The 21947-nt window shown below is 48.5% G+C and carries 20 protein-coding genes; 13 read left to right on the top strand and 7 right to left on the bottom strand.

Features of this window, described 5'->3' with window-relative positions:
• The first annotated feature begins 5 nt into the window (after positions 1-5).
• Both hutH and LG288_RS07295 read left to right on the top strand, forming a co-directional pair.
• The gene (gene hutH, locus LG288_RS07300) at positions 6-1538 is read left to right on the top strand and encodes a histidine ammonia-lyase (RefSeq protein ID WP_404399492.1); all 1533 of its coding nucleotides are present in this window, start codon (positions 6-8) and stop codon (positions 1536-1538) included.
• Between the two features lie 100 nt (positions 1539-1638).
• Complete coding sequence (locus tag LG288_RS07295) at positions 1639-2265, top strand: OmpA family protein (RefSeq protein ID WP_404399491.1); 627 nt, start codon at positions 1639-1641, stop codon at positions 2263-2265.
• Between the two features lie 6 nt (positions 2266-2271).
• Here LG288_RS07295 and LG288_RS07290 read toward each other — a convergent pair whose 3' ends face one another.
• Together LG288_RS07290 and LG288_RS07285 are read right to left on the bottom strand one after the other, a co-directional pair.
• Positions 2272-2439 carry a DUF2256 domain-containing protein gene (locus LG288_RS07290; RefSeq protein ID WP_404399490.1) on the bottom strand — a complete coding sequence of 56 codons (168 nt, stop codon included), beginning with the start codon at positions 2437-2439 and terminating at the stop codon, positions 2272-2274.
• A complete protein-coding gene (locus tag LG288_RS07285) occupies positions 2408-3865 on the bottom strand; it encodes an FAD-binding domain-containing protein (RefSeq protein WP_404399488.1) in 1458 nt (485 codons plus the stop codon). The genes LG288_RS07290 and LG288_RS07285 overlap by 32 nt, the downstream gene beginning before the upstream one ends.
• A gap of 98 nt (positions 3866-3963) precedes the next feature.
• Between LG288_RS07285 and LG288_RS07280 the strand changes: the two genes are divergently transcribed.
• A complete protein-coding gene (locus LG288_RS07280; RefSeq protein WP_404399487.1) occupies positions 3964-4983 on the top strand; it encodes an NAD(P)-dependent alcohol dehydrogenase in 1020 nt (339 codons plus the stop codon).
• A 153-nt stretch (positions 4984-5136) separates the two neighbouring features.
• Positions 5137-5508, top strand: coding sequence for a protein disulfide oxidoreductase (locus LG288_RS07275; RefSeq protein WP_404399486.1), 372 nt, complete (start codon positions 5137-5139; stop codon positions 5506-5508).
• A gap of 31 nt (positions 5509-5539) precedes the next feature.
• Here the strand turns inward: LG288_RS07275 and LG288_RS07270 are convergent, their stop codons facing one another.
• On the bottom strand, positions 5540-5926 hold the full coding sequence (locus LG288_RS07270; protein WP_404399484.1) for a BON domain-containing protein: 387 nt from the start codon (positions 5924-5926) through the stop codon (positions 5540-5542).
• A 107-nt stretch (positions 5927-6033) separates the two neighbouring features.
• On the opposite strand from LG288_RS07270, the gene LG288_RS07265 reads away from it, so the two are divergent.
• Positions 6034-6177, top strand: coding sequence for a DUF3149 domain-containing protein (locus LG288_RS07265; RefSeq protein ID WP_404399483.1), 144 nt, complete (start codon positions 6034-6036; stop codon positions 6175-6177).
• A gap of 12 nt (positions 6178-6189) precedes the next feature.
• Here LG288_RS07265 and LG288_RS07260 read toward each other — a convergent pair whose 3' ends face one another.
• Positions 6190-7371, bottom strand: a complete 1182-nt coding sequence (locus LG288_RS07260) for an MFS transporter (RefSeq protein WP_404399481.1) — start codon at positions 7369-7371, stop codon at positions 6190-6192.
• Positions 7372-7493: 122 nt separating this feature from the next.
• Between LG288_RS07260 and LG288_RS07255 the strand changes: the two genes are divergently transcribed.
• From LG288_RS07255 to LG288_RS07240, 4 genes are all read left to right on the top strand, one after another.
• The gene (locus LG288_RS07255) at positions 7494-8408 is read left to right on the top strand and encodes a M14 family metallocarboxypeptidase (protein WP_404399480.1); all 915 of its coding nucleotides are present in this window, start codon (positions 7494-7496) and stop codon (positions 8406-8408) included.
• 96 nt (positions 8409-8504) lie between these two features.
• Positions 8505-9395: a hypothetical protein gene (locus tag LG288_RS07250; protein WP_404399479.1), complete on the top strand. Its 891-nt coding sequence runs from the start codon at positions 8505-8507 to the stop codon at positions 9393-9395.
• A 4-nt stretch (positions 9396-9399) separates the two neighbouring features.
• Complete coding sequence (locus LG288_RS07245) at positions 9400-10761, top strand: MBL fold metallo-hydrolase RNA specificity domain-containing protein (RefSeq protein WP_404399478.1); 1362 nt, start codon at positions 9400-9402, stop codon at positions 10759-10761.
• A 136-nt stretch (positions 10762-10897) separates the two neighbouring features.
• Positions 10898-11413 carry an outer membrane beta-barrel protein gene (locus LG288_RS07240; RefSeq protein WP_404399476.1) on the top strand — a complete coding sequence of 172 codons (516 nt, stop codon included), beginning with the start codon at positions 10898-10900 and terminating at the stop codon, positions 11411-11413.
• Between the two features lie 32 nt (positions 11414-11445).
• Here the strand turns inward: LG288_RS07240 and LG288_RS07235 are convergent, their stop codons facing one another.
• Complete coding sequence (locus LG288_RS07235; protein ID WP_404399475.1) at positions 11446-12768, bottom strand: DASH family cryptochrome; 1323 nt, start codon at positions 12766-12768, stop codon at positions 11446-11448.
• A gap of 73 nt (positions 12769-12841) precedes the next feature.
• On the opposite strand from LG288_RS07235, the gene LG288_RS07230 reads away from it, so the two are divergent.
• Positions 12842-13300, top strand: coding sequence for a DUF3429 domain-containing protein (locus tag LG288_RS07230; RefSeq protein ID WP_404399474.1), 459 nt, complete (start codon positions 12842-12844; stop codon positions 13298-13300).
• A 55-nt stretch (positions 13301-13355) separates the two neighbouring features.
• On the opposite strand, the gene LG288_RS07225 is transcribed toward LG288_RS07230, so the two are convergent.
• Positions 13356-16133 carry a M16 family metallopeptidase gene (locus LG288_RS07225; RefSeq protein WP_404399472.1) on the bottom strand — a complete coding sequence of 926 codons (2778 nt, stop codon included), beginning with the start codon at positions 16131-16133 and terminating at the stop codon, positions 13356-13358.
• A gap of 189 nt (positions 16134-16322) precedes the next feature.
• On the opposite strand from LG288_RS07225, the gene udk reads away from it, so the two are divergent.
• The gene (gene udk, locus LG288_RS07220) at positions 16323-16955 is read left to right on the top strand and encodes a uridine kinase (RefSeq protein ID WP_404399471.1); all 633 of its coding nucleotides are present in this window, start codon (positions 16323-16325) and stop codon (positions 16953-16955) included.
• An 11-nt stretch (positions 16956-16966) separates the two neighbouring features.
• Positions 16967-18175 (top strand): NupC/NupG family nucleoside CNT transporter, encoded by a 1209-nt coding sequence (locus LG288_RS07215; RefSeq protein ID WP_404399470.1) that lies wholly within the window; start codon positions 16967-16969, stop codon positions 18173-18175.
• Position 18176: 1 nt separating this feature from the next.
• On the opposite strand, the gene tesB is transcribed toward LG288_RS07215, so the two are convergent.
• On the bottom strand, positions 18177-19052 hold the full coding sequence (gene tesB / locus LG288_RS07210) for an acyl-CoA thioesterase II (protein WP_404399469.1): 876 nt from the start codon (positions 19050-19052) through the stop codon (positions 18177-18179).
• Between the two features lie 176 nt (positions 19053-19228).
• Between tesB and acnA the strand changes: the two genes are divergently transcribed.
• Positions 19229-21901: an aconitate hydratase AcnA gene (gene acnA / locus LG288_RS07205; protein WP_404399468.1), complete on the top strand. Its 2673-nt coding sequence runs from the start codon at positions 19229-19231 to the stop codon at positions 21899-21901.
• Positions 21902-21947: the final 46 nt, after the last annotated feature.

Raw genomic sequence — 21947 nt, 5'->3', positions numbered from 1 at the left:
TAAAAATGCAAAAAGCCGTTATTTTTAGCAGTGACCCTGTCAGTATTGACGATATTCTGTCAATCAGTGACCGACAATGTACCGTCGAGCTGGACAACAGTGAAACTTACCAGGCATCTATCAACGCTGGTGCTGATTTTATTAGCGAATGTTTGCAGCAAGACGGCGCCGTTTATGGGGTGACCACTGGCTATGGCGATAGTTGTGAAGTGGCGGTACCGCCTGAGTCTGTTGATCAATTACCGATTAACTTGACGCGTTTTCACGGATGCGGTTTAGGACAGCATTTTTCTGCTGAGGAAACCCGGGCCATACTTGCTGTGCGGTTGGTCTCTTTGTGTAAAGGTTTTTCGGGTGTCAGTTATAATTTACTGCAGCGACTGGCGTTAATGCTACAAGAAGACATATTACCGTTAATTCCCGAAGAGGGCAGCGTCGGAGCCAGTGGCGACTTAACCCCGCTATCTTATATCGCCGGCGCATTAATCGGCGAACGTGAGGTGGTTTTTCGTGGTCGTGTGCAGAGCAGTAAATCCGCATTTGCTGAATTAGGCTTACAGCCCTACCAGCTGCGTCCCAAAGAGGCCCTTGCATTAATGAACGGCACGGCGGTTATGACTGCGCTGGCCTGCCTGGCATACCGAAGAGCCGATTATCTATGTCAGCTCAGTAGTCGTGTAACCAGTCTGATGCTGGCTGCGGTTAAAGGTAATCCCTACCACTTTGACGTTGCGTTACATAGCGTCAAGCCGCACCAGGGTCAGCAGCAGATTGCTGCCTGGATACGCAGCGACTTGCAGCTACAAGAGCCAGCACCGAGACAATCGAGATTACAGGATCGTTATTCGATTCGCTGTGCGCCACATGTTATTGGCGCTCTGCAGGATGCGTTGCCGTGGATTAAAATAACACTGTTTAACGAGTTAAATAGTGTCAATGATAATCCTGTTGTCGATGCTAAAGCGCGACGAATACATCACGGTGGGCATTTTTATGGTGGCCATATAGCCATGGTTATGGACTTGTTAAAAGCGCAGGTTGCGAACCTGGCCGATTTACAGGATCGGCAAATGGCGCTGTTATTAGATGGCAAAAGCAATCAGGGTTTAGCAGCCAATTTAACCGCAGCCGAGGGCGCAGAACAGTCGGTCAGCCACGGCTTCAAAGCGGTACAAATTGGTTGCTCTGCCTGGGCGGCTGAAGCCCTAAAGCTAACAATGCCGGCCAGTGTCTTTTCGCGCTCAACCGAATGCCATAACCAGGATAAAGTCAGTATGGGGACAATAGCAGCGCGGGACTGCCGGCGGGTTATCACACTGACGGAACAGGTTATTGCCGCGTCTCTGCTGGCGGCAGCCCATGGTTGCTACCTGCGGCAACAATCCTCGGCTTTGCCGTTGAATAAAGACGTGCGTCAGTTTGTCGACCAGATGCTCAACGGCTTTCCTTTGTTAACCCAGGATCGTCCGTTAGAGGCAGAATTACGGCAACTGCTTGCTATGATAAAGCAACAGTGCTGGCGATTGTATGCCGCGTAAATAGTCCTTTTGAGCGTGTAAAATAAAGGTAAACAGTCCCTCTGGCAGCATTTTGATGTGCTATGTTGAGGGTACGGTTTTTAGATAAGGACAGCTTAATATGAGAAATTTGATGCTAGTTACTGCGCTTGCTTCTTTTGTCGTTGCAGGATGTGCCAATATGGACAATACACAAAAAGGCGCGGCTATAGGGGCAGTTACCGGGGCTCTGCTGGGTAAAGGTACCGGCGATCATGATAAAAGTCGTTATCTTTGGGGCGCTGCGGTAGGAGCCTTAGCCGGTTCGGCAATCGGTAATTACATGGACAAACAGGAACAAGAATTCCGCGATGAGCTGGCAGGTAGTGGTGTCGAGGTTATCCGCGACGGTGACAATATTCGGCTGCAGATGCCCGGCAATATTACTTTTGCTTCAGACAGCGCATCGATCTCGCAAAACTTTCATCCGGTTTTAAATGATGTTGTAAAAGTACTGAAAAAGTATGAAAAAACAACCATGATGGTCGAGGGCCATACGGACAGCACAGGTTCAGCTGAATACAATCAGCAGCTGTCACTAAACCGGGCCATGGCAGTACGAAACTTCATGGTTAATAACGGAATTGATCAGCGCCGACTGACAACCTACGGTTACGGTGAAAGCCAACCCATTGCTGACAACAATACAGCCAGTGGCCGCCAGGAAAACCGTCGCGTCGAGTTAAAAATCATCCCGAACCGCCAGTAAAACTTTTTAGTTAAGAGCTGCATTATTCTTTTTCGCTTTGGGGCGCTGCCGTCGGCAGCGCTCGGAGCAATACTTTACTTCATCCCAACATTGTTGCCACTTTTTACGCCAGCTAAAGGGTCGTTGACAGACCGGGCATACTTTACTGGGCAGATTGGGTTTTTGATGCGACATGGCGGCTTAAGATCTCCTCTTTATTTGCTTTGACTTCTGCTTTTTTACGCCATGACCACAGCCGTTCCCGAGCCTTACGGGCGCTAACTTCCAGGTCAATAATGGGCGTGGGATAATGGCTACCGGGCTTAAAGTCATATAACTGCTCTTCCATTGGCGTCAGTAGCCAGGGCTGATGAATTAAGGCGACCGGAAGGTGACTTAACTCTGGACACCAACGGCTAATGAATACACCATCAGGATCTTTTTCCTGGCCCTGCTTAACCGGGTTATAAACGCGCACCGTGTTAATACCGGTGATACCGGCCTGCATCTGAAACTGCGAATAATGAATACCGGGCTCGAAATCCAGAAATAACTGTGCCAGATGCTTCACGCCATAACGCCAGTCAATGGCCAGGTGATGGGTCAGAAAGCTGACTAACATAGCGCGCATACGGAAATTAATATAACCGGTATGTTGCAGGCAGCGCATACAGGCATCAACCATCGGAAACCCGGTTTGTCCGCTTTTCCAGGCGTCCAGTAAAGGTTTTACCTGCTCTTCTGCTGTTAATGGCATATTGTTGTAGCCGCTATTGAGGTTTTCGAATTCAATACGACAGTCGCTCTCGAACTTTTGAATAAAATGGCAGTGCCAGTGTAAGCGCGAGCTAAAAGCCTGCAACGAGCGACGCCAGCCATTGCGGCTCCAGGACCGCAATACTGTGTGGTAAACCTGACGTAGGCTAATATTCCCCCAGGCCAGGTAGGGTGAAAGCCTTGAACATGCGTGCTCAGCGGTTAGCGGGCTTGAGAGCTTACGATAATAGTATTGCCCGCGGCCGGCATAGAAGTCGTTCAGTACTGCCCATGCGACTTGTTCGCCGCCAGCTTGAAAGTTTTCATCAAACTGCTGCCAATCAACGGGTAGGGAGGCATCAGGCGGGAGTTCTCTCAACCATTGTACGCGTGCTAAGTCGGTGTTGACGGCGCGGCTGCGCATTGTTTGTTGCCAATGTTTTTGCCAGTTTTTGCGATTAATAAGGCCACGCTGAACCGCACCTGTCGGAAACTCGTGCCACGTAATCTGTTTTTCCGAACACCAATTGCCAACCCGGATATCACGCTGAAAAGTGTAATTAAGACCGGTTTCCTGATGACTGTATAGCCCGGCAATTCGATACTTTTTATGCAGGCGCTCAAGGCAGTCAATGATATCTTCGCGTTGCACAGTTAACGCCATCTCAGGCTGTTGTTGGTTTAAATCACTGAGACTTTGATAAATAAAACGAAAATGTCGCAGGCTTAAATGGGGGTCGCTTTCCATTTCCGGCTCGAATATATACAGCATCAGCAGCGGGTGACCGCTATCTGCAGCGGCTTTTAGTGCCGCATGATCATGTAACCTTAAATCGCGTTTTAGCCAGACAATACTAACGGGCATGATCAATCACTCTGCTGCCCTGGTATTCATTCAGTTGAAGATAAGCTGGCTTTGTGTTTATCTGCTGCATAAGCTTTATCGCTATAGGAGGCGTTGTTATGTCGGACACTATAAAAGCATTACGTTTAAATGAGCCTTTTGGCTTAAACAATATCGAGGTGACTGAGCTGGACGATCCCGGACAGCCGGCTGCCGGTGAGGTTCGTGTGAGTATCAAAGCCAGCTCACTGAATTTTCACGACTATGCTGTTGCGACAGGGGCGATGGCACCGGAATCGGGACGTATTCCCATGTCTGATGGTGCTGGTATTGTTGAGGCCGTTGGCCCGGGTGTTGAAGAGTTTGAAGTCGGCGATACGGTGGTTTCAACATTTTTTCCCCGGTGGCTGACCGGACCGGCAAGCATAAGCGATTTCAACAATACGCCGGGTGACGGTATTGATGGCTATGCGCGCCAGGTCGTGGTAAGGCCAACTGAGTTTTTTACTCATCAGCCGAAAGGCTATACCCATGCAGAATCAGCAACTTTAACCACCGCCGGGCTGACAGCGTGGCGCGCATTAGTGGTTGAAGGACAGATTAAACCCGGCGACAGTGTACTAGTGTTGGGCAGTGGCGGTGTTTCGGTTTTTGCCTGCCAAATTGCAAAAAGTTTAGGTGCTACGGTGTATGCAACCTCGTCCTCAGATGCCAAGCTGGAACGCTATAAAAAGCTGGGTGCGAGCCATGTTTTCAATTACCAGGATGATGCCGACTGGGGTGACAGCGTGTACAAGGCGTCCGGTGGCCGAGGTGTTGATCATGTGATTGAAGTGGGCGGTCCCGGCACGCTGCCGCAGTCAATTAAGGCGGTGGCAACAGGCGGCCATATTGCGTTAATCGGTGTGCTTACCGGTAATCAGGGCGAAGTACCTACTGCGCAGCTGATGGCTAAACAAGCTCGATTACAGGGAATTATTGTCGGCAGTCGGCAGCATCAGCAGGACTTTATCCGCGCTCTTGAAGCCAGTGACATTAAGCCAGTTATCGATAAAGTGTTTGCCATGCAGGAGTTGAGCGAAGCTTTTCGTTATGAAGAATCAGGTCAGCACTTTGGCAAAATATGTTTAACTTTTTAAGGCCAGATAGTGTTTAGCCGAATAAAGAGTGCGTGGCTCAGGCGCGCGGCTGAGGCCGCACTCTATGTGCTCCTGCTGGCAGCTATTGTTATTGGGGTCGATTTATATCGTAGTGCTGATGTGCAAAAGGACGTAAAACTAAACAGTTCGTCGATGCGAACTCTGACGGGCGAACCGATAGATATCATAGAAATGAGCCGCAAAGAGCCGGTGCTGCTGTATTTTTGGGCTACCTGGTGTCCTTATTGCAGTGTGGTGTCACCGATGGTTTCGTCTCTTGCCGATGAGCATGCTGTGGTTTCGGTTGCATTTTCGTCTGGTCCGGATGCACAGGTAAAGGACTATCTTAGCGAGCATGACTACCGGTTTGTGACCGTTAATGATGAAACGGGTATTTTGGCAAAGCGGTGGGGGGTATCAGTAACGCCAACCATTGTGATTGTCCGTGATGGCGTAGTGCAGTCGGTTACTACCGGACTGACGACCAGCCCGGGAATGCGAGCCAGGCTAATGCTGGCCCGCTAATATCCGGCTATGGTTTTTGTAAAGGGGTCGATTAATAGCCCGAAACAACCAGGTTATTCTCGACGTCCTGAACACCGTCAACGCCTTCAGCTAATTGTTGAGCGGTCTCCGATTCAACGTCTGCAGTTACGGTACCTGACAGATAAACAGTGCCATCACGGGTATCAACACTAATTTTTGAACTATCTAACGCACCATTATCAAACAGCTCGGTTTTAACACGGGCTGTAATAGCCGCATCAGTAAAATAATCCTCAGCTTCTTCCATTTGTGCGCTGGCGGCGTCACCCATTTTATCAGCTGTTCGCTCGGCTGAACTCAAGGCTTCTTCTGTTTCACTGTCGGCTGATTCCTGGCTGCATCCCGCTACAGTAAAAAGGCATACAGTGGCTGCTATTGCAATGATTGGTTTTTTCATAATGATTCCTCCTAAGCGGTGGACGGCGTGATTATTGACCTAAGTCAATACTCAACAAGGTCGAGTCTCATACACTTAAAACATAGCTTAGATAAGGAGATTTAACCATGAGTTTATGGCAAGAGTTTTTTAACGACCCGGTAATATTCATTTCATTTGTGGGCTTGGCCATTGTGATCGGGCTGTGCGTTTTTTATGCTATTTTCTTTTACCGCAAAATGCTGCGGGCAGAAAAAAAGAGAAGTCACTAAAAACCAGGGTGCTCAAAGGCTTTTCGCCTGGCTTATTCGCCGGCTGTGATGTTTGGTGATAAAAAACAACAGCAGACCGGCGCTTGCCAGGGCGCAACCAACCCAACCGGTGGCCTGCCACTGCCAGGATGAACTGATGGCGAGGCCACCCAAAAAGGCACCGATACCGTTGGCAATATTAAAAGCTGCATGGTTCAAAGATGCCGCTAAGGTTTGTGCCTGTCCGGCTACGTCCATTAGCCGCACTTGCAAAGTGGGTACCAGGGCGGCCGTCGAGCCTAATAGAAAAACCATCGGCAACACGGTTACCAGCTGCCCGATACTAAAGGGGAATACAAACAAGACCAACGCAGACCAGGCTAAAGAACCGCCAATAGCCCACTTAATGTTAACATCGGTGGCCCACCCGCCAATTAAACTACCGCTTAGTGATCCAATACCATAAGCCAGTAGTGCAATAGGTATCCAGTAATCGGCAACCTCAGTTGCATACAGCAGGGTAGGTGCTAAGTAACTGAGAACGGCAAACATTCCGCCGAAACCGACACTGCCAATAGCCAGCGTTAACAATACCTGGGGGTTTTTTAAGGCTGTTAATTCGGTCCGTCGCCGTGTTGGTGGTTGCGTTTGCTCATTGGGAACAGCCCAGGCAATCAACAATGCAGCACTAAGGGCGGTTAAACCAACGCCCTGATACACCCAACGCCAATTTAATAATTGTCCAAACCAGGTAGCCAGAGGGTTACCGATTAAAATCGCTAAGGTTAGTCCCATCATAACCATGGTTACCGCTTTACCGCGATGTTCATTGCTGACCATTGCTGCAGCCAGCAAGCAGACGATGCCGCCATAGGCCCCGTGGGGTAATCCGGTCAGAAATCGTAACCATTGCAGTTCGTAAAAACTACTGGCGTGCGCACTGGCTATGTTGCCCAGCGCATAAATGCCCATCAATACCAGTAACAAGCGTTTTTTTGCGACCCGGGCAAAAGCAATGGTGATGAAAGGCGCACCGATGACAACACCCAGCGCATATAGGCTAATCAGGTGGCCGGTTTGCCGCGAGCTAGTATTAAACTCTTCGCCGACATTAGGTAGCAGACCCATCATCACGAACTCACCAATACCGATGGCGAAGGTACCGACTGCCATAGCAAAAATAGCCAGACTAACTTGAGTTTTTGTGTAGGGCATAGCTAACTAAAGGCTGTGTATTTGTGGCGGCAGAGTTTATCGTACACTGGGGCTTATCGCTATCGGTATCATGCTTTATGATAACGACTCGTTGTAATATTTATTGTAAGAAGGAAATTTTGATGACCAGCAAAACAACGGTTTATCCCATAGGTACTCCCGGCCAGCCTTGGCAGAAAAAAGAGAAAAAAGAATGGCTCGCTCAGCAAAGTAAAAAGCGATCTTACCAACAAGAGGTTGTCGAGAAGCTGCAGGCTTTATCTGATCACGTTGTGGTGGAGCAGTATGGCGAGCTGAATTATGAGTCTGGCAGCTACCCTCTGTTTGTGGTTAAGTCAAACAACTGGGACAACGATAAACCGGCAGTATTGGTGACAGGGGGCGTGCATGGCTATGAAACCAGTGGTGTGCAGGGCGCTTTGTTGTTTATCGAGCGGGAAATGGAAAACTACAGTCGTAACTTCAATGTGGTGGTGTTTCCCTGCCTCAGCCCCTGGGGCTACGAGACGATAAACCGCTGGAACCCGGAGGCTGTTGATCCTAATCGTTCATTTATTGCCGACAGCCCGGCGCCCGAGTGCGCGTTAGTTATGGACTATTTACAAAAAAATCCGATCGACTTTTTGGCCCACATTGATCTGCATGAAACCACCGATTCAGATAATACCGAATTCCGGCCCGCTAAGGCTGCGCGAGAGGGCGAAATTAATACCAACTGGAATATTCCTGACGGCTTTTATTTAGTCGGTGACTGTGAAAATTTGCAGCCTGAATTTCAGCAAGCTGTATTAGAAGAAGTGGCTCAAGTAACCCATATTGCTGAAGCTGATGAAGATGGTAAGCTTATTGGTGCTAAGATTGATCAGCAGGGCCTGATTAGTTTCCCGGTTAATAAACTTGGCTTATGTATCAGCCTGACTCAGGCTATGTATGTGACGACTACAGAAGTTTACCCGGATAGCCCCAAAGCATCAGCTGAGCAATGTAACCAAGCTCAGGTTGCTGCCGTTGTGGGGGCTCTTAAGTTCCTTCAGTAATTTTGTAAAAACTGGAAGATTTTTTTACATTTAGTTTCGGTTCGACATTCTCACTGCTGGTAGAGTAAAAAGGTAACCTACCAGCACGAGGGGTTTATGATTAACCGGATCATTGTGGTATTTTTTCTACTATTCACCCTTTCAGCCGTTGCCAGCGAAGGTAAGTGGCATTCCATTGTTATTGAGGACGGTCATGTTAAGGTACCTATTATTGTTGAAGGGGTAGAAGCCTTTGCCATAATTGACACAGGTACAACACGCAGTGCGCTGAATAAAGCTTTTGTAAAGCAGCAACAGTTTGACCGGGATGTTCTGAATTACGCCGAAATTACCGGATTGTTTGCCAGTCGCGACCGTAAAGTATTCAAAGACGTCAAACTGAACTTTAATAATAAAGATTACCAGCTGAATCTGATTGAAATCAGTTTCGGCCACGCCAGAAATGCCGTTTTACTGGGTGCTGACTTTTTAAGCGGCTATGTAATTGAAATTGACTACCCTAATCAGCGGATGCGTTTAGCAGAACGTGAGGCGTTTAATCTGCCCGTTAAGTCAAATATTGTAATGCGCAAACAACGTGGTAGCGGTCGTTTGATTGTTAACGTTGAGCTTAATGATGAAGATAAACGCTGGGTGATCTTAGATACCGGACACAGTGGTGGCATATTGTTGGAAAAAAGAGTGGCTACCCACAATCAGTGGTTTAGCCGTTACCCGAGTAAAGCCACTCTGGTCCGGGGTGTTAACTCGATGGGGTATCACAACAGCCTGAAGTTACCGTCTGTAGGACTCGGTAATCACCAGCTGGAGAACATTGCGGTAGATATTCCCGATAATAACTTTATTAATCATCTGACCAGCCAATACGAGAAATTTGGTTCGAGGATAAGAGGACACCGCGTAGAGGGGTTGCTTGGCTACGAGGTTCTCAAGCACTTTTCACTGCTTCTCGATTACAAAGGCGGCCAAGCTTACTTTAAGAGGTGACCCTGTGAAAATCGTCTTTTTGGGCGGAACAGAAACTGTAACAGGCTCGAAATACCTGATCGAAACGGCTACCACAAGACTGTTAGTCGATTGTGGTTTGTTTCAGGGCTATAAATGGCTACGCAAACGCAACTGGCAGCCAATACCTCTGGGGATAGAGGCTGTCGACGGTATTGTGCTGACCCATGCGCATTTAGACCATTCGGGTTATGTGCCGGTGCTATACCAGGCTGGCTACCGTGGGCCTGTGTTTGCGCAAGAAGCAACAGCTGACCTGTGTCATATTATGTGGCCTGACAGTGGCCGTCTGCAGCAGGAAGATGCTAAATTTTTGGGTAAACACGGCCTGAGTAAGCATGAAAAGCCGCAACCCCTCTATGATGAAAAGACCGCTTTAGCCAGCCTGAAACTTTTACAGCCGGTGGCATTTGAGCAGACCTTTGCGGTGGGAGATATCCACATTCGCTTACAAGCCGCCGGACACATTTTAGGTGCCGCCTCAGTGATTATTGAAGCTGAAGGCAGGAGGGTGGCCTTCTCCGGCGACATCGGCCGGCCCAATGATGTGATGATGAAGCCACCGGAGACATTGCCCGCCGTCGATTTGCTGTTGTTAGAGTCAACTTATGGCGATCGACGTCATCAACACGCGGACAGCGCTGAGCAGCAGCTGGCTGATGTGGTTAATGAATGCAGTGGCAGCGGAGGAGTATTGCTAATCCCCAGTTTTTCAGTCGGCCGTGCTCAACTGATGCAGCACCTACTGGTTAAATTAATGACTGAAAACCGCATACCCCGACAGCCAATTTTTCTGGATTCACCGATGGCGATTAATGTTTCCGAAATTTACCGGCGCCATCACACACTTCACAAATTGTCACAGCATGACTGTCAACGGGCATTTAATACGGTTATTTATACCCGCTCGGTCGATGAGTCAAAAGCTATCGCATCGCAAGCAGGGCCGCACATTATTATAGCCGGTAGCGGCATGGCAACCGGCGGGCGAATTTTGCACCATTTTAAGCGCTGGCTAAGTGACCATCGGGCAACAGTGCTGTTTAGCGGGCATCAGGCCGGCGGTACTCGCGGAGCCAAAATGCTGCAAGGAGTTGAATCCATTAAGGTCCACGGCCAGTGGTTGCCTGTTAAAGCCCGTATTCGCCAGCTGGATGGTTTATCGGGCCATGCGGATTACCAGGAGCTGACTGATTGGCTAAAGCAATCTCAGTTGCGGCAAGATACACCGATACAGTTGGTTCACGGCGAACCGGATGCGCTGGAAACATTTCGTGATTTCCTTCGCCAGAAGACGAACTTTGATGTCGACATCGCTGATTATCAGGCCATTTATCATCTGAATTAAGACGTTTCAGTAAGAAAATATTGTTCGCGAAAAAATTTTATTCTGTTAGTTTTACTGTGGTTTTACAGTCACTTCGATTCAAGGACGAATAATGCTAAATAAATGGATACTTATAACTGTTCTGGGCAGTTGCTCAATGTCGGCAGCCGCGCAATCATATAGCACCAGCTGGGATGACTACTACATGGGCGTACAGGCCAGTCAATTCAGGTTTGACCCCGAGCTTAACGATTATTCAGATGCCAGGCCTAATGTATTGAGCCTTAGCGTGGGGCAGCAGCTTAATCGAAACATTGCAGTTGAAGCGCGGCTGGGCTTCGGTGTTGCTGACGATGAGTTAATTTATACCGCGGGTAACAATGGTGCGATGGCGGCGGAAGCGGACACAGCCGTTGATTACGCTGTTAGTGTATTGGTTAAACCGCAAGCTAATTTAACCGACCAGCTAAGCTTGTATGCACTTGCAGGCTGGTCGCGGGCAGAACTAACGGTCGGCGATGAGTCTAGCGCCGACAGTGGCCTGAGTGTGGGGGCTGGTCTATCAGTGAACACAACCAGCGAACTGGCTTTTTATGTCGACTGGTTAAGTCTGATTGATGAAGATCCAGGCCGCCTGTCAAGCATCAATGTCGGCATGCTTTATCGTTTTTAACCGGCCGAAGGCCGACTGAAAAGCACCCAGTATCAACTGAGCGTTGGCCAGTCGGCTGCATCAACGTGATCGACGGCGGATATATCAGCTCCCCGCCAGCGATTGATAAAGTCATTCTCCGGATCATAAATCTTTGCCTGCTTGTCGATATTAAAGCGCCTGCCCCCCCGGGGGTCGGCCCCAACCCCGGCAATGTACTGCCAGTTTCCCCAGTTAGCCGCAACATCATAATCAACCAGTTGCTGCTCAAAATAAGCGGCCCCGTAACGCCAGTCGACGCTAAGCTCATGAACCAGGCAACTGGCAACGATCTGCCTGCCACGGTTTGACAAGTAGCCTGTGCTGTTAAGTTGCTTCATACAGGCATTAACCAGTGGATAGGGAGTTTTTCCTTCACACCAGTGCTTAAAACGAGAGGGATAAAAGCTAGTTTGCGGCTTCTGGCTGGCTAAGCCTTTAAAGGAAAAAACCTTCTCCTGATAGCGTTTCAGGTACCAGTAAAAGTACTCACGCCACAATAGCTCGAAAACAATCCAATAGGTGGATTCGTTTTCGCCATGTTGTTGCTCATAAGCGCGAACGGCATTGACAACTTGCTGGGGCGACAGATTACCGCGGGCGAGATAAGCGGAAAGCTTTGTTGAACTGGAAAAGTCCTCCAGTGCATTGCGGGTCTCTTTATAATGATGAGGGGCATGAGAAGCAAAATAGCTCTGCAAGTGCTGTTGAGCCGATTGTTCTCCTCCGTGCATCAGTGTATTCAGTGACCGATCAATCTGTGGTAAATTTTGATGGCTGGGCAACATTAGCGGATGATGGCTAAATTCCGGAGCAGCTGTGTGAGCAGCCGGTAATGTGTCTGACAAAGGTTCCAGCCGCTTTCGAAACTGACTAAAGGTTGTGGGTAACTGGTCAAGTTTTACCGGTAAGCGAGTTTCGTTGAATAAGGTAAAGTTACTGACCTGGTGAAAGTTCAAGAAGCGAAATCTATCCTGCAGTTTTTGCCAGCGTCGATTTTCGTAGATGCCGGCCTGTTGGGCGCTAAAGACTGCATCAAAACGATACTGACTGACTAAGGCGGTAAGTATTTCCAGCGGTTCACCCAGGTAGACTGCCAGCGAATGTCCCTGCTGGCTGAGGGTGGCTTGTAGCTGATCCAGCGACTGTAAAATAAAATTTAAGCGATGTTTGCCCAGCGCAGGAATACCATACCGTCCTCTGGATAAAGCGGTTTTATCAATGATATAACAGTAGCTAAGCTGCTGGCACTGCTGTTGCGCCAGGGTTAGCGCAGGATTATCGTTAACCCGTAGGTCATCAGAAAAACAATAAAGACCAGAAGAATAAGGTTTCATAGAACACCAGGACTTGTAGGCTGCGACTTAGGCTATACACTACGCTAGTTATTTCAATTTGGACGTTTTATTTATGACAACGTTAAAGCAAAAACTGATTCATATTCTGGGGGCCGCGGGCCTGCTTCCATTTTTGGGCTCCGCGCTGGCCGAGCTAATGGATGTGACACTGCCTTACAAAGTGCAGCCAGTTGACTTACTAATGACTTATGGCGCCATTATTCTGAGTTTTTTATCGGGGGTTTTGTGGGGCCGGGCCTTGCACCGTGCCGACAGTGAACCTACCAATGGTTTGCTGCTGCTAAGTAATGCTTTTGCCTTATTAGCCTGGGTAACTTTATTACTGGACAGCGTGTTCTGGACTCTGCTGATACAAATGCTGGGTTTTGCACTGGTGTTAATTAGCGAACGTAAGTTGGCCCGGGGCAGCACTATGACAACCCAACTGGGCTATTATCCAATGCGACTATCGTTGACTGTCGCGGTAATTGTTTGTCAGTTATTGGTTTTTGGAAATCATTTGTTCCTTTAAAAAATAAGGCCGCTTTTTGAAGCGGCCTTATCCAGTCTTATGGGTTTAAAGTAGACTATTCCATATCTTCCAGAATAGTGACTTCGCCTAAGTTAAGCTCACGAACTTTATCTTCAATTTGAGATAAATCACCAACGATAACCCACGTCATGGCATCGGGGCGTAATACTGTTTCGGCAGTGTCTTTTACACTGGCAAGGTCGATAGCCTGAACGCGCTGTGCATAAGCCTCAAGGTAACGCATGGTCTTACCCTTATTCAGGGTTTCGGTCACTGCGCCTAAAAGAGCACCTTTTGTCTCATAAGCTCCCGGCAGTTTTGCCGTTTTGTTGGCTTTAACTTTTGCCAGTTCGTCTTCAGTTGCCGGCTCACTGCCTTCGTACTGAGTAAACTCCTTAACGATTTCCTCGATCGACTCTTTGGTTTTGTCGGTTTGTACCGGCGCCAGAGCCATAAGTAAGCCCGGGCCTAAGTTGTCTAACCAAAGTGAACGGGCGCCGTAAGACCAGCCTTTGTCCTCACGCAGATTCATATTGAGGCGACTGGTAAAACTGCCACCGAGAATGGTGTTCATCACATCAATAGTATCGGCATTGGCAGCAGTCCCTGACGGAGCTAATTGTCCGGCAATAATTAATGACTGCGGTGTACCAGGCTTGTCGATTAAAAACACCCGGCCCTGCTTTTGTTCCTGTGGACGCTCGAGTTGTTTAGCCGGCTTTGGACTCTGCGGCGCATTCCAATTAGCAAACTGCTGCTCTAGCAGGGGTTTGATTTCGCCTTCGGTTGTATCGCCAACAATAACTAAACGGGCGTTATCAGGGCGCATCCAGGTGCTTACATGGTCGACCAGATCAGCACGAGTCAGCGCATTAATTGATTCAACAGTCCCTGATCCTGTGAACGGTTGACTGTAGGCATGCTGCTCGCCAAACATCAGTTTTGGCAGAACTCGTAGCGCCTGAGTTTGTGGGCGGGCCTGCTCTTTGCGAATGTTCTCCAGCCAGTTTGAGCGTTTCCGCTCAATTTCATCCTCGGGGAAGGTAGGGCGCTGCAAAACTTCGTTCATCAGCGCCAGACTTTCCGGCAGGTTAACGGTTAGCGTGTCCATACGAACCGTTGAAGTATCCAGTGAAGCAGTTGTTGACAGACTGGTACCCAGATTTTCTAGCCGGGCGGCAAGCTCCATCGGGCCGTAGTTATCGGTGCCTTCTTTTAACATCGACATAGCAAAACTGGCGGTACCCGGTTTAGCGTTTGCGTCCGCGGCATAACCCGCGTCAAAAGTCAGGTTAAACTCAATGGTCGGCGTATCGCTGCGCTCGGCCAGATAAACTTCCAGTCCGTTAGACAGGGTAAAGGTATTCAGCTCGGGAAGATCAAGTAATGGCAAGTCACCCACGTCCGGAAGAGAGTCACGGCTGGCGATGGCTTCATTTGCCTGATAATCCGGCTGCGGTTCAACATGCAGAATAAAATCACCATCAGATAGCCAGCGCTGACCGGCAGCGGTCAGATCCGCCGCGCTGGCGTTTTTCAGCCATTCCATTTCCTGACGATAAAAACCTGGATCGCCATGGTAGACCATACCGGACGCGAGCAAATCCGATTTACCGCCGAACCCGCCTACTTTTTCTGTTTGCCGGACAAACTGAGCGGTGGTACTGAATTTGGTCCGCTGTAGCTCTTCTGCAGTAGGGCCCTCGGTTAATAAACGATTTAATTCTTCATCAATGATCTGCTCTATTTCATCCAGCTCGACGCCGGATTTAGCATCAGCTGTGATAAAAAACTGCCCGGCCAAGTCACGACCGAACTGAAAACCACCAACCGAACTGGCAAGTTGCTCATCGTAAACCAGGCGCTCATATAATCGTGAATTTTTACCATTAGCTAAAATATCTGATAGTAAACTAAGGTACTCATGGTCCGCTGTACCAAGCTGTGCGGTATTCCATATACGGTAAATACGGGCTGCCGGCACATCATCCTGCATCACCGCGCGTTTTGTGCCTTCGCGTTTAGCAACCCAGGCTTCGAGTTTTTTGAGGGGTTTACCCGGATCGATATCGCCGAAATATTGTGCGACTTTTTCTTTTGCGGTAGCAACATCAATGTCGCCGGCTAAAACCAATACTGCGTTAGAAGCGCCATAATAATCTTTAAACCATTGATGAACATCGTCAAGTGAGGCGTTATTCAAATCATCCATAGAGCCGATTACCGACCATGAATAAGGGTGTCCTTCAGGAAAGGTTTGTTCAGCCAGATATCCCCAAACCCGGCCGTAAGGCTGGGCTTCGCCCTGCCGCTTTTCGTTTTGTACAACCCCCCGTTGTTCGTCAAGCTTGTCCTGAGTTACTGCACCCAGTAAATGGCCCATGCGGTCAGACTCCATCCACAAGGCGAGGTCTAGGGCCGGGGTAGGGACGTTTTCAAAATAATTAGTACGATCATTATTAGTCGTACCATTCATTTCTGTCGCGCCGGCCCGCTCAAACGGACCAAAGTATTCATCATCGTAGTTTTCGGTGCCGTTAAACATCAGGTGTTCGAATAAGTGAGCAAAACCTGTCTTACCGGGCTTTTCGTCTTTCGAGCCAACCGCGTACCAGACATTAACTGCGACAATCGGGGCTTTACGATCTTCGTGTACGACCACGGTTAACCCGTTGTCCAGAATAAATGTTTCGTAATCCACCGTAACATTCGGAAATTGCTGTTGCACTTGCCGGGTGTCTGTAGTTTCGCTACGGGCAGACTGTGTTGTTTCGCAGCCAGCTAACAGAGCTGTTGTTACTGCTACTGCGGTTAAAGTTTTTATCATTTTCATGGTGACTCATTTTCCTTAATATCATGTTTCTCGCTACCACTATAACCAGTGAACCTATACAACCCTATAAAATCCAGTTACAAAATTGTAACGAAATTAGACAAAGCAAATCGAGTCGCAGGGTTTTAATTGTGGTCACAATCAAGGATAATTGCGCGCGCTCATCCGCTACATGGAAAATACGAACCTGTGAGTAAAACGACAGTTATTGCAATTGCCGGTGCGTCAGCTTCTGGTAAAAGTTTATTTGCCTCGACCGTATATCAGGAACTGGTTGCTGAATTAGGCAGCGACGGTATCGCGATACTGGCCGAAGATGCATATTATCGTGACCAAAGTCATATGACCATGGATCAGCGGGTTCTGACTAACTACGATCAGCCCTCAGCTTTCGAACATGATTTACTGTTAAAGCACATCGAAGCTTTATGCGACGGTGAGGCTGTCGAAATGCCGCAGTACAGCCATACGACCCACACTCGCTTAAGCGACACGATAAAGGTGGCACCGGCAAAGGTGTTGATGGTAGAGGGTATCCTGCTGCTAACGGACCCCGCCTTACGAGAGGCTTTTGATATTGCCGTTTTTATGGATACCCCGTTGGATATCTGCTTGTTGCGCCGCATCAAACGCGATATCGAGGAACGCGGTCGCACACTGCAGTCGGTTACTGAGCAATACGAAAATTATGTACGGCCAGCTTTTTTTGATTACATATTTCCGTCTAAGCAATTCGCCGACTTAGTGGTTACCCGGGGTGGGCAAAATGAAATTGCCATCGATATTATAAAAACAAAAATTCGTCAGTTACTGGCGGAATAAGTTGGTCTTCTATGAATAGTCTGCTCGGCATTGCCATTATTTTTTTCGTCGCTTACCTGCTGTCAACCAATCGTAAACAGATTCGTTGGCGCACCGTTCTGGGTGCATTCGCCATTCAGATGATACTGGCTGGGTTTGTACTCTACGTACCGGTGGGCCGGGAAATGCTATTCAGTTTCGCCCAGGGTGTATCGACGGTTATTGGCTATACCCAGGCGGGCATAAACTTTTTGTTCGGCGGTCTTGCCTCGGAAGAGTTTGGGTTTGTTTTCGCAATCCAGGTACTTAGTGTCATTGTATTTTTCTCGTCACTGATAGCGGTACTCTATTATCTTGGCATAATGAAGTGGGTTATCCGTATTTTGGGCGGCGGGCTGCAAAAACTGTTAAAGACCAGCCGGCCTGAGTCGATGTCAGCCGCGGCCAATATTTTTGTCGGCCAGACCGAAGCGCCAATGATGGTCAGACCCTTTATCGGAACAATGACCCGCAGTGAGCTATTTGCTGTGATGGTGGGTGGCATGAGTTCGGTTTCAGGTTCGGTACTGGCCGGTTATGCCGGGGTTGGAGTCGAGCTGAAATACTTAATTGCAGCAAGCTTTATGGCTGCTCCCGCCGGCTTCTTAATGGCTAAGATGATGATTCCTGAAATCGAGGAGCCACGCAACGACATCGAAGAAATTCAGGTCGACGATAGCTCCGCCAATGTCATTGACGCAGCAGCAACCGGAGCTTCCAGCGGCTTACAGTTAGCCATGAATGTCGGAGCTATGCTGTTGGCATTTGTTGCCTTAATTGCATTAGTCAATGGCCTATTTGGAATGGTTGGCGGTTGGTTTGGCTATCCTGAACTGACCCTGCAGGAAATTTTTGGTTATGTTTTCCGGCCTGTGGCTTATGTTCTCGGGGTTAGCTGGGACGAAGCACAGATGGCCGGTAGCTTTATTGGTCAAAAGCTGGTGATTAACGAGTTTGTCGCTTTTTTAGATTTTGTTAATTACAAAGACCAGCTGAGTGAACATTCGCAGGTTATCATTACCTTTGTATTGTGTGGCTTTGCAAACTTTTCCTCCATTGCCATTTTGCTCGGCGGACTGGGCGGAATGGCCCCTAGCCGCCGGCATGATATCGCGCGGCTGGGGATGAGAGCATTACTTGCGGCGACAATGGCAAACATGATGAGTGCGGCCATTGCCGGCTTCTTTTTCTCGTTAAATTAAGTTACTGGCCGGGGTTAGAGCGTTTTTTACGCATAACCCCTTCTTGAATTGTCGAGGCCACCAGCAACCCATCACGGCTGAACAGTTGGCCGCGCACCAAACCACGGTTGCCGCTGGCCGAAGGGCTATCAATGGCGTACAGCAACCAGTCGTCCATACGAAACTCACGATGAAACCACATTGCGTGATCAATAGTGGCGACCTGCATATAGGGCTGCGCAAAACTCACGCCATGGGGCTGCAATGCAGTAGGCAGAAAATTAAAGTCGGAAGCGTAAGCTAAAAGGTACTTGTGTACTCTCAGGTCGTCCGGCATTTCCCCGTTGGCTTTAAGCCAGACATAGCGTGTTGGCTCGTCGCGCTCGGGCTTAAATGGATTATAGGCCGTTACAAAACGCATCTCGATGGGCTTTTCACAAATAAATTTATTGCGGATAGGAGCCGGAATCAGGTCCTGATTTTGTCGATAAATATCAATATCTGATATCAGCCCCTCAGGACCGGGTACTACTGGCATTTTATCCTGGTGGTCAAAGCCTGTTTCATCCTGTTGGAATGAAGCCGTCATATGAAAAATGGGTTTGCCGTTTTGAATCGCCTTAACCCGACGCGTCGAGATGCTGTTGCCGTCGCGAATAACTTCGACGTCATAAACAATGGGTTTACGGGCATCGCCCGGACGTAAAAAGTAGCTATGAAATGAATGAGCGCCGCGCTCCGGCGGTAAGGTTTCCTTAGCCGCTGATAATGCCTGCCCAATAACCTGGCCCCCAAATACCGCACCAAAACCCAGATCCTGACTGTTGCCGCGATAAAGTCCCTGCTCAATGGTTTCCAGTTTCAGTAAATTTAATAAGTTATCCAGTACCTGACTCATTGTCCTTTTTCCTTTGTTTCCGGATTGCTGGCCATAGTGTATCCAATTGATGGCAGGACGTCTTGATGTAGCCATGATAAATAGACGAACAGCGATTGTTTGACTATATTTAAGTCAGTAAGCAGTGTGTTATGCTTTAAAAAACAATCAACGCTCAAGACGAATGGGAGAGTACTATGTCAGGCAAAAATAGTCTGGATACGTTAAGTACATTGGATGTTAAGGGCAAGACCTACCACTACTACAGTTTGCCTAAAGCGGCCAAGTCGTTGGGAAATATTGATAAACTGCCAGCCTCGATGAAAGTCTTGCTGGAGAATCTGCTTCGTAACGAAGACGGAGAAACGGTTACTCAGGATGACTTGCAGGCCATGGTTAACTGGCTGAAAGAAAAGAAAATTGATCGCGAAATACAGTATCGTCCGGCGCGCGTGTTAATGCAGGATTTTACCGGGGTGCCGGGCATTGTCGATTTAGCAGCCATGCGTGATGCCGTCGATAAAGCAGGTCATGATCCTGAAGTTATCAATCCATTGTCGCCGGTCGATCTGGTGATTGACCACTCGGTCATGGTCGATAAATACGCCACCCCTGAAGCGTTCAAACAAAATGTAAAAATTGAAATGGAACGCAATAATGAGCGCTACGAATTTTTGAAGTGGGGTCAGGGAGCTTTTAAGAACTTCCGCGTTGTACCACCGGGTACCGGCATCTGTCACCAGGTCAATCTTGAATATTTAGGTAAGAGTGTCTGGAGCCGCGAAGAAGACGGGCGCACCTACGCTTACCCCGATACATTAGTGGGAACCGATTCGCACACCACCATGATCAACGCTCTTGGCGTACTGGGATGGGGTGTCGGCGGCATCGAAGCAGAGGCTGCTATGTTGGGACAGCCAGTTTCTATGTTGATTCCAGAAGTGGTTGGCTTCCGTATGACCGGCAAATTGCCCGAAGGTGTAACGGCTACTGACTTGGTTTTGACCGTCACACAAATGCTGCGTAAAAAAGGCGTAGTGGGTAAATTTGTTGAGTTTTACGGCCCGGGTCTGGATAACCTGCCGCTGGCGGACCGCGCTACTATATCTAATATGGCTCCGGAATATGGCGCAACTTGTGGCTTTTTCCCGGTTGATGATGAAACCATAAATTATATGCGCCTATCCGGTCGTGACGAGCAGACACTGGCATTGGTCGAAAGCTACTGTAAAGAACAAGGTTTATGGCGTTCAAACGATAATGAACCCGAGTATACCGACTCCATGGAGCTTGATTTAAGTACGGTGACTGCATCGCTGGCGGGTCCAAAACGCCCTCAGGACCGGGTTGATATGGAACAACTGGGCAGCAACTTTGATTTAATTCTTGAAAATAACGGCAAAGCAACGGAAAAAGACAAAGAAATTCCGGTTGCCGGAAAAGATTACAGTCTCAGCCACGGTGATGTTGTGATTGCTGCGATTACCTCCTGTACCAACACGTCTAACCCGAGTGTATTGATGGCCGCGGGCTTAGTGGCTAAAAAAGCAATCGAAAAAGGATTGATGCGCAAGCCCTGGGTTAAGTCATCGTTTGCGCCTGGCTCGAAAGTTGTGACAGATTATCTGGATAAAGCAGGCTTCACCTCTTATCTGGAGGAGCTGGGCTTTCACCTGGTAGGCTATGGTTGCACCACTTGTATTGGTAACTCAGGTCCACTGGATGACGAAATTGGCGACGCTATTCAAGAAGGCGATTTAACGGTTTCTTCAGTACTATCAGGTAACCGTAACTTTGAGGGGCGTGTTCATCCGGATGTTAAAGCCAACTGGCTGGCGTCGCCACCGCTGGTTGTTGCTTATGCATTAGCCGGGACTACCCGCACCGATCTGAGTCAGGATCCGTTGGGTCAGGACAGCGAAGGAAACGATGTTTACTTAAAAGATATCTGGCCGAGCACAGCAGAGATCGCTGAAGCGGTTAAAACGGTTGATAATGAAATGTTCCGCAAAGAATATGCGGAAGTATTCGAAGGTGACGAAGAATGGCAGAACATAAACGTTGCTGAAGGTAATGTTTACGACTGGCGTGACGATTCTACTTACGTGAAAAACCCACCCTTCTTCGAAGGTATTGATAAACCGCTGGAAGAGCCGGGCAACATCGAAAATGCCAATGTACTGGCTGTTTTTGCTGATTCAATTACCACTGACCATATTTCGCCAGCAGGGGCAATAAAAGCAGATTCTCCGGCAGGTAAGTATCTGCAGGAAAACGGCGTTGCTGTGAAAGACTTTAACTCTTACGGTTCCCGCCGTGGTAACCACGAAGTTATGATGCGTGGTACCTTTGCCAACATCCGTATTAAAAACCAAATGCTTGACGATGTCGAAGGCGGATATACCCGCTACATCCCAACCGGTGAGCAAATGGCGATTTACGATGCGGCGATGAAGTATATGCAGGATGATACGCCACTTGTGGTCCTGGCTGGCAAAGAGTACGGAACTGGATCGAGCCGCGACTGGGCTGCCAAAGGTACTCGTCTGCTGGGCGTTAAAGCTGTTATCGCCGAAAGTTATGAAAGGATTCACCGCTCTAACCTGGTAGGTATGGGTGTTTTACCTCTGCAGTTTGAGGAAGGTAAAGGTGTCGAAGCGTATGACCTGACAGGTGAGGAAAAAATCTCGGTATTAGGGCTTGATGAAGAACTGAAGCCGGGACAGAGCCTGAACGTTGTTGCAACACGCAAAAACGGTGATGAAGTCGAGTTCCGGGTTAAATGCCGTATCGATACCGGCAATGAAATGCGCTACTACAAAAATGGCGGTATTCTGCATTATGTGTTGCGTGAAATGCTGAAGAAGTAATCTGATTTTGTTACTTAAACTCATAAAAAAGGCCTTCATTTGAAGG

This window comes from Idiomarina seosinensis (assembly GCF_044797955.1).
Classification (GTDB): Bacteria; Pseudomonadota; Gammaproteobacteria; order Enterobacterales; family Alteromonadaceae; genus Idiomarina; species Idiomarina seosinensis_A.
The sequence above is the reverse complement of the archived record's forward strand: the minus strand, read 5'-3'. Positions and strand labels throughout refer to the sequence as shown.

Coding starts and splice junctions, on each gene's coding strand:
- LG288_RS07235 (WP_404399475.1), bottom strand. CDS start 12,768: ATGAAACCTTATTCTTCTGGTCTTTATTGTTTTTCTGATGACCTACGG.
- LG288_RS07280 (WP_404399487.1), top strand. CDS start 3,964: ATGTCGGACACTATAAAAGCATTACGTTTAAATGAGCCTTTTGGCTTA.
- LG288_RS07255 (WP_404399480.1), top strand. CDS start 7,494: ATGACCAGCAAAACAACGGTTTATCCCATAGGTACTCCCGGCCAGCCT.
- LG288_RS07230 (WP_404399474.1), top strand. CDS start 12,842: ATGACAACGTTAAAGCAAAAACTGATTCATATTCTGGGGGCCGCGGGC.
- LG288_RS07215 (WP_404399470.1), top strand. CDS start 16,967: ATGAATAGTCTGCTCGGCATTGCCATTATTTTTTTCGTCGCTTACCTG.
- LG288_RS07295 (WP_404399491.1), top strand. CDS start 1,639: ATGAGAAATTTGATGCTAGTTACTGCGCTTGCTTCTTTTGTCGTTGCA.
- LG288_RS07260 (WP_404399481.1), bottom strand. CDS start 7,371: ATGCCCTACACAAAAACTCAAGTTAGTCTGGCTATTTTTGCTATGGCA.
- LG288_RS07250 (WP_404399479.1), top strand. CDS start 8,505: ATGATTAACCGGATCATTGTGGTATTTTTTCTACTATTCACCCTTTCA.
- hutH (WP_404399492.1), top strand. CDS start 6: ATGCAAAAAGCCGTTATTTTTAGCAGTGACCCTGTCAGTATTGACGAT.
- LG288_RS07275 (WP_404399486.1), top strand. CDS start 5,137: ATGCGAACTCTGACGGGCGAACCGATAGATATCATAGAAATGAGCCGC.
- LG288_RS07240 (WP_404399476.1), top strand. CDS start 10,898: ATGTCGGCAGCCGCGCAATCATATAGCACCAGCTGGGATGACTACTAC.
- LG288_RS07285 (WP_404399488.1), bottom strand. CDS start 3,865: ATGCCCGTTAGTATTGTCTGGCTAAAACGCGATTTAAGGTTACATGAT.
- acnA (WP_404399468.1), top strand. CDS start 19,229: ATGTCAGGCAAAAATAGTCTGGATACGTTAAGTACATTGGATGTTAAG.
- tesB (WP_404399469.1), bottom strand. CDS start 19,052: ATGAGTCAGGTACTGGATAACTTATTAAATTTACTGAAACTGGAAACC.
- LG288_RS07270 (WP_404399484.1), bottom strand. CDS start 5,926: ATGAAAAAACCAATCATTGCAATAGCAGCCACTGTATGCCTTTTTACT.
- LG288_RS07290 (WP_404399490.1), bottom strand. CDS start 2,439: ATGTCGCATCAAAAACCCAATCTGCCCAGTAAAGTATGCCCGGTCTGT.
- LG288_RS07225 (WP_404399472.1), bottom strand. CDS start 16,133: ATGAAAATGATAAAAACTTTAACCGCAGTAGCAGTAACAACAGCTCTG.
- LG288_RS07265 (WP_404399483.1), top strand. CDS start 6,034: ATGAGTTTATGGCAAGAGTTTTTTAACGACCCGGTAATATTCATTTCA.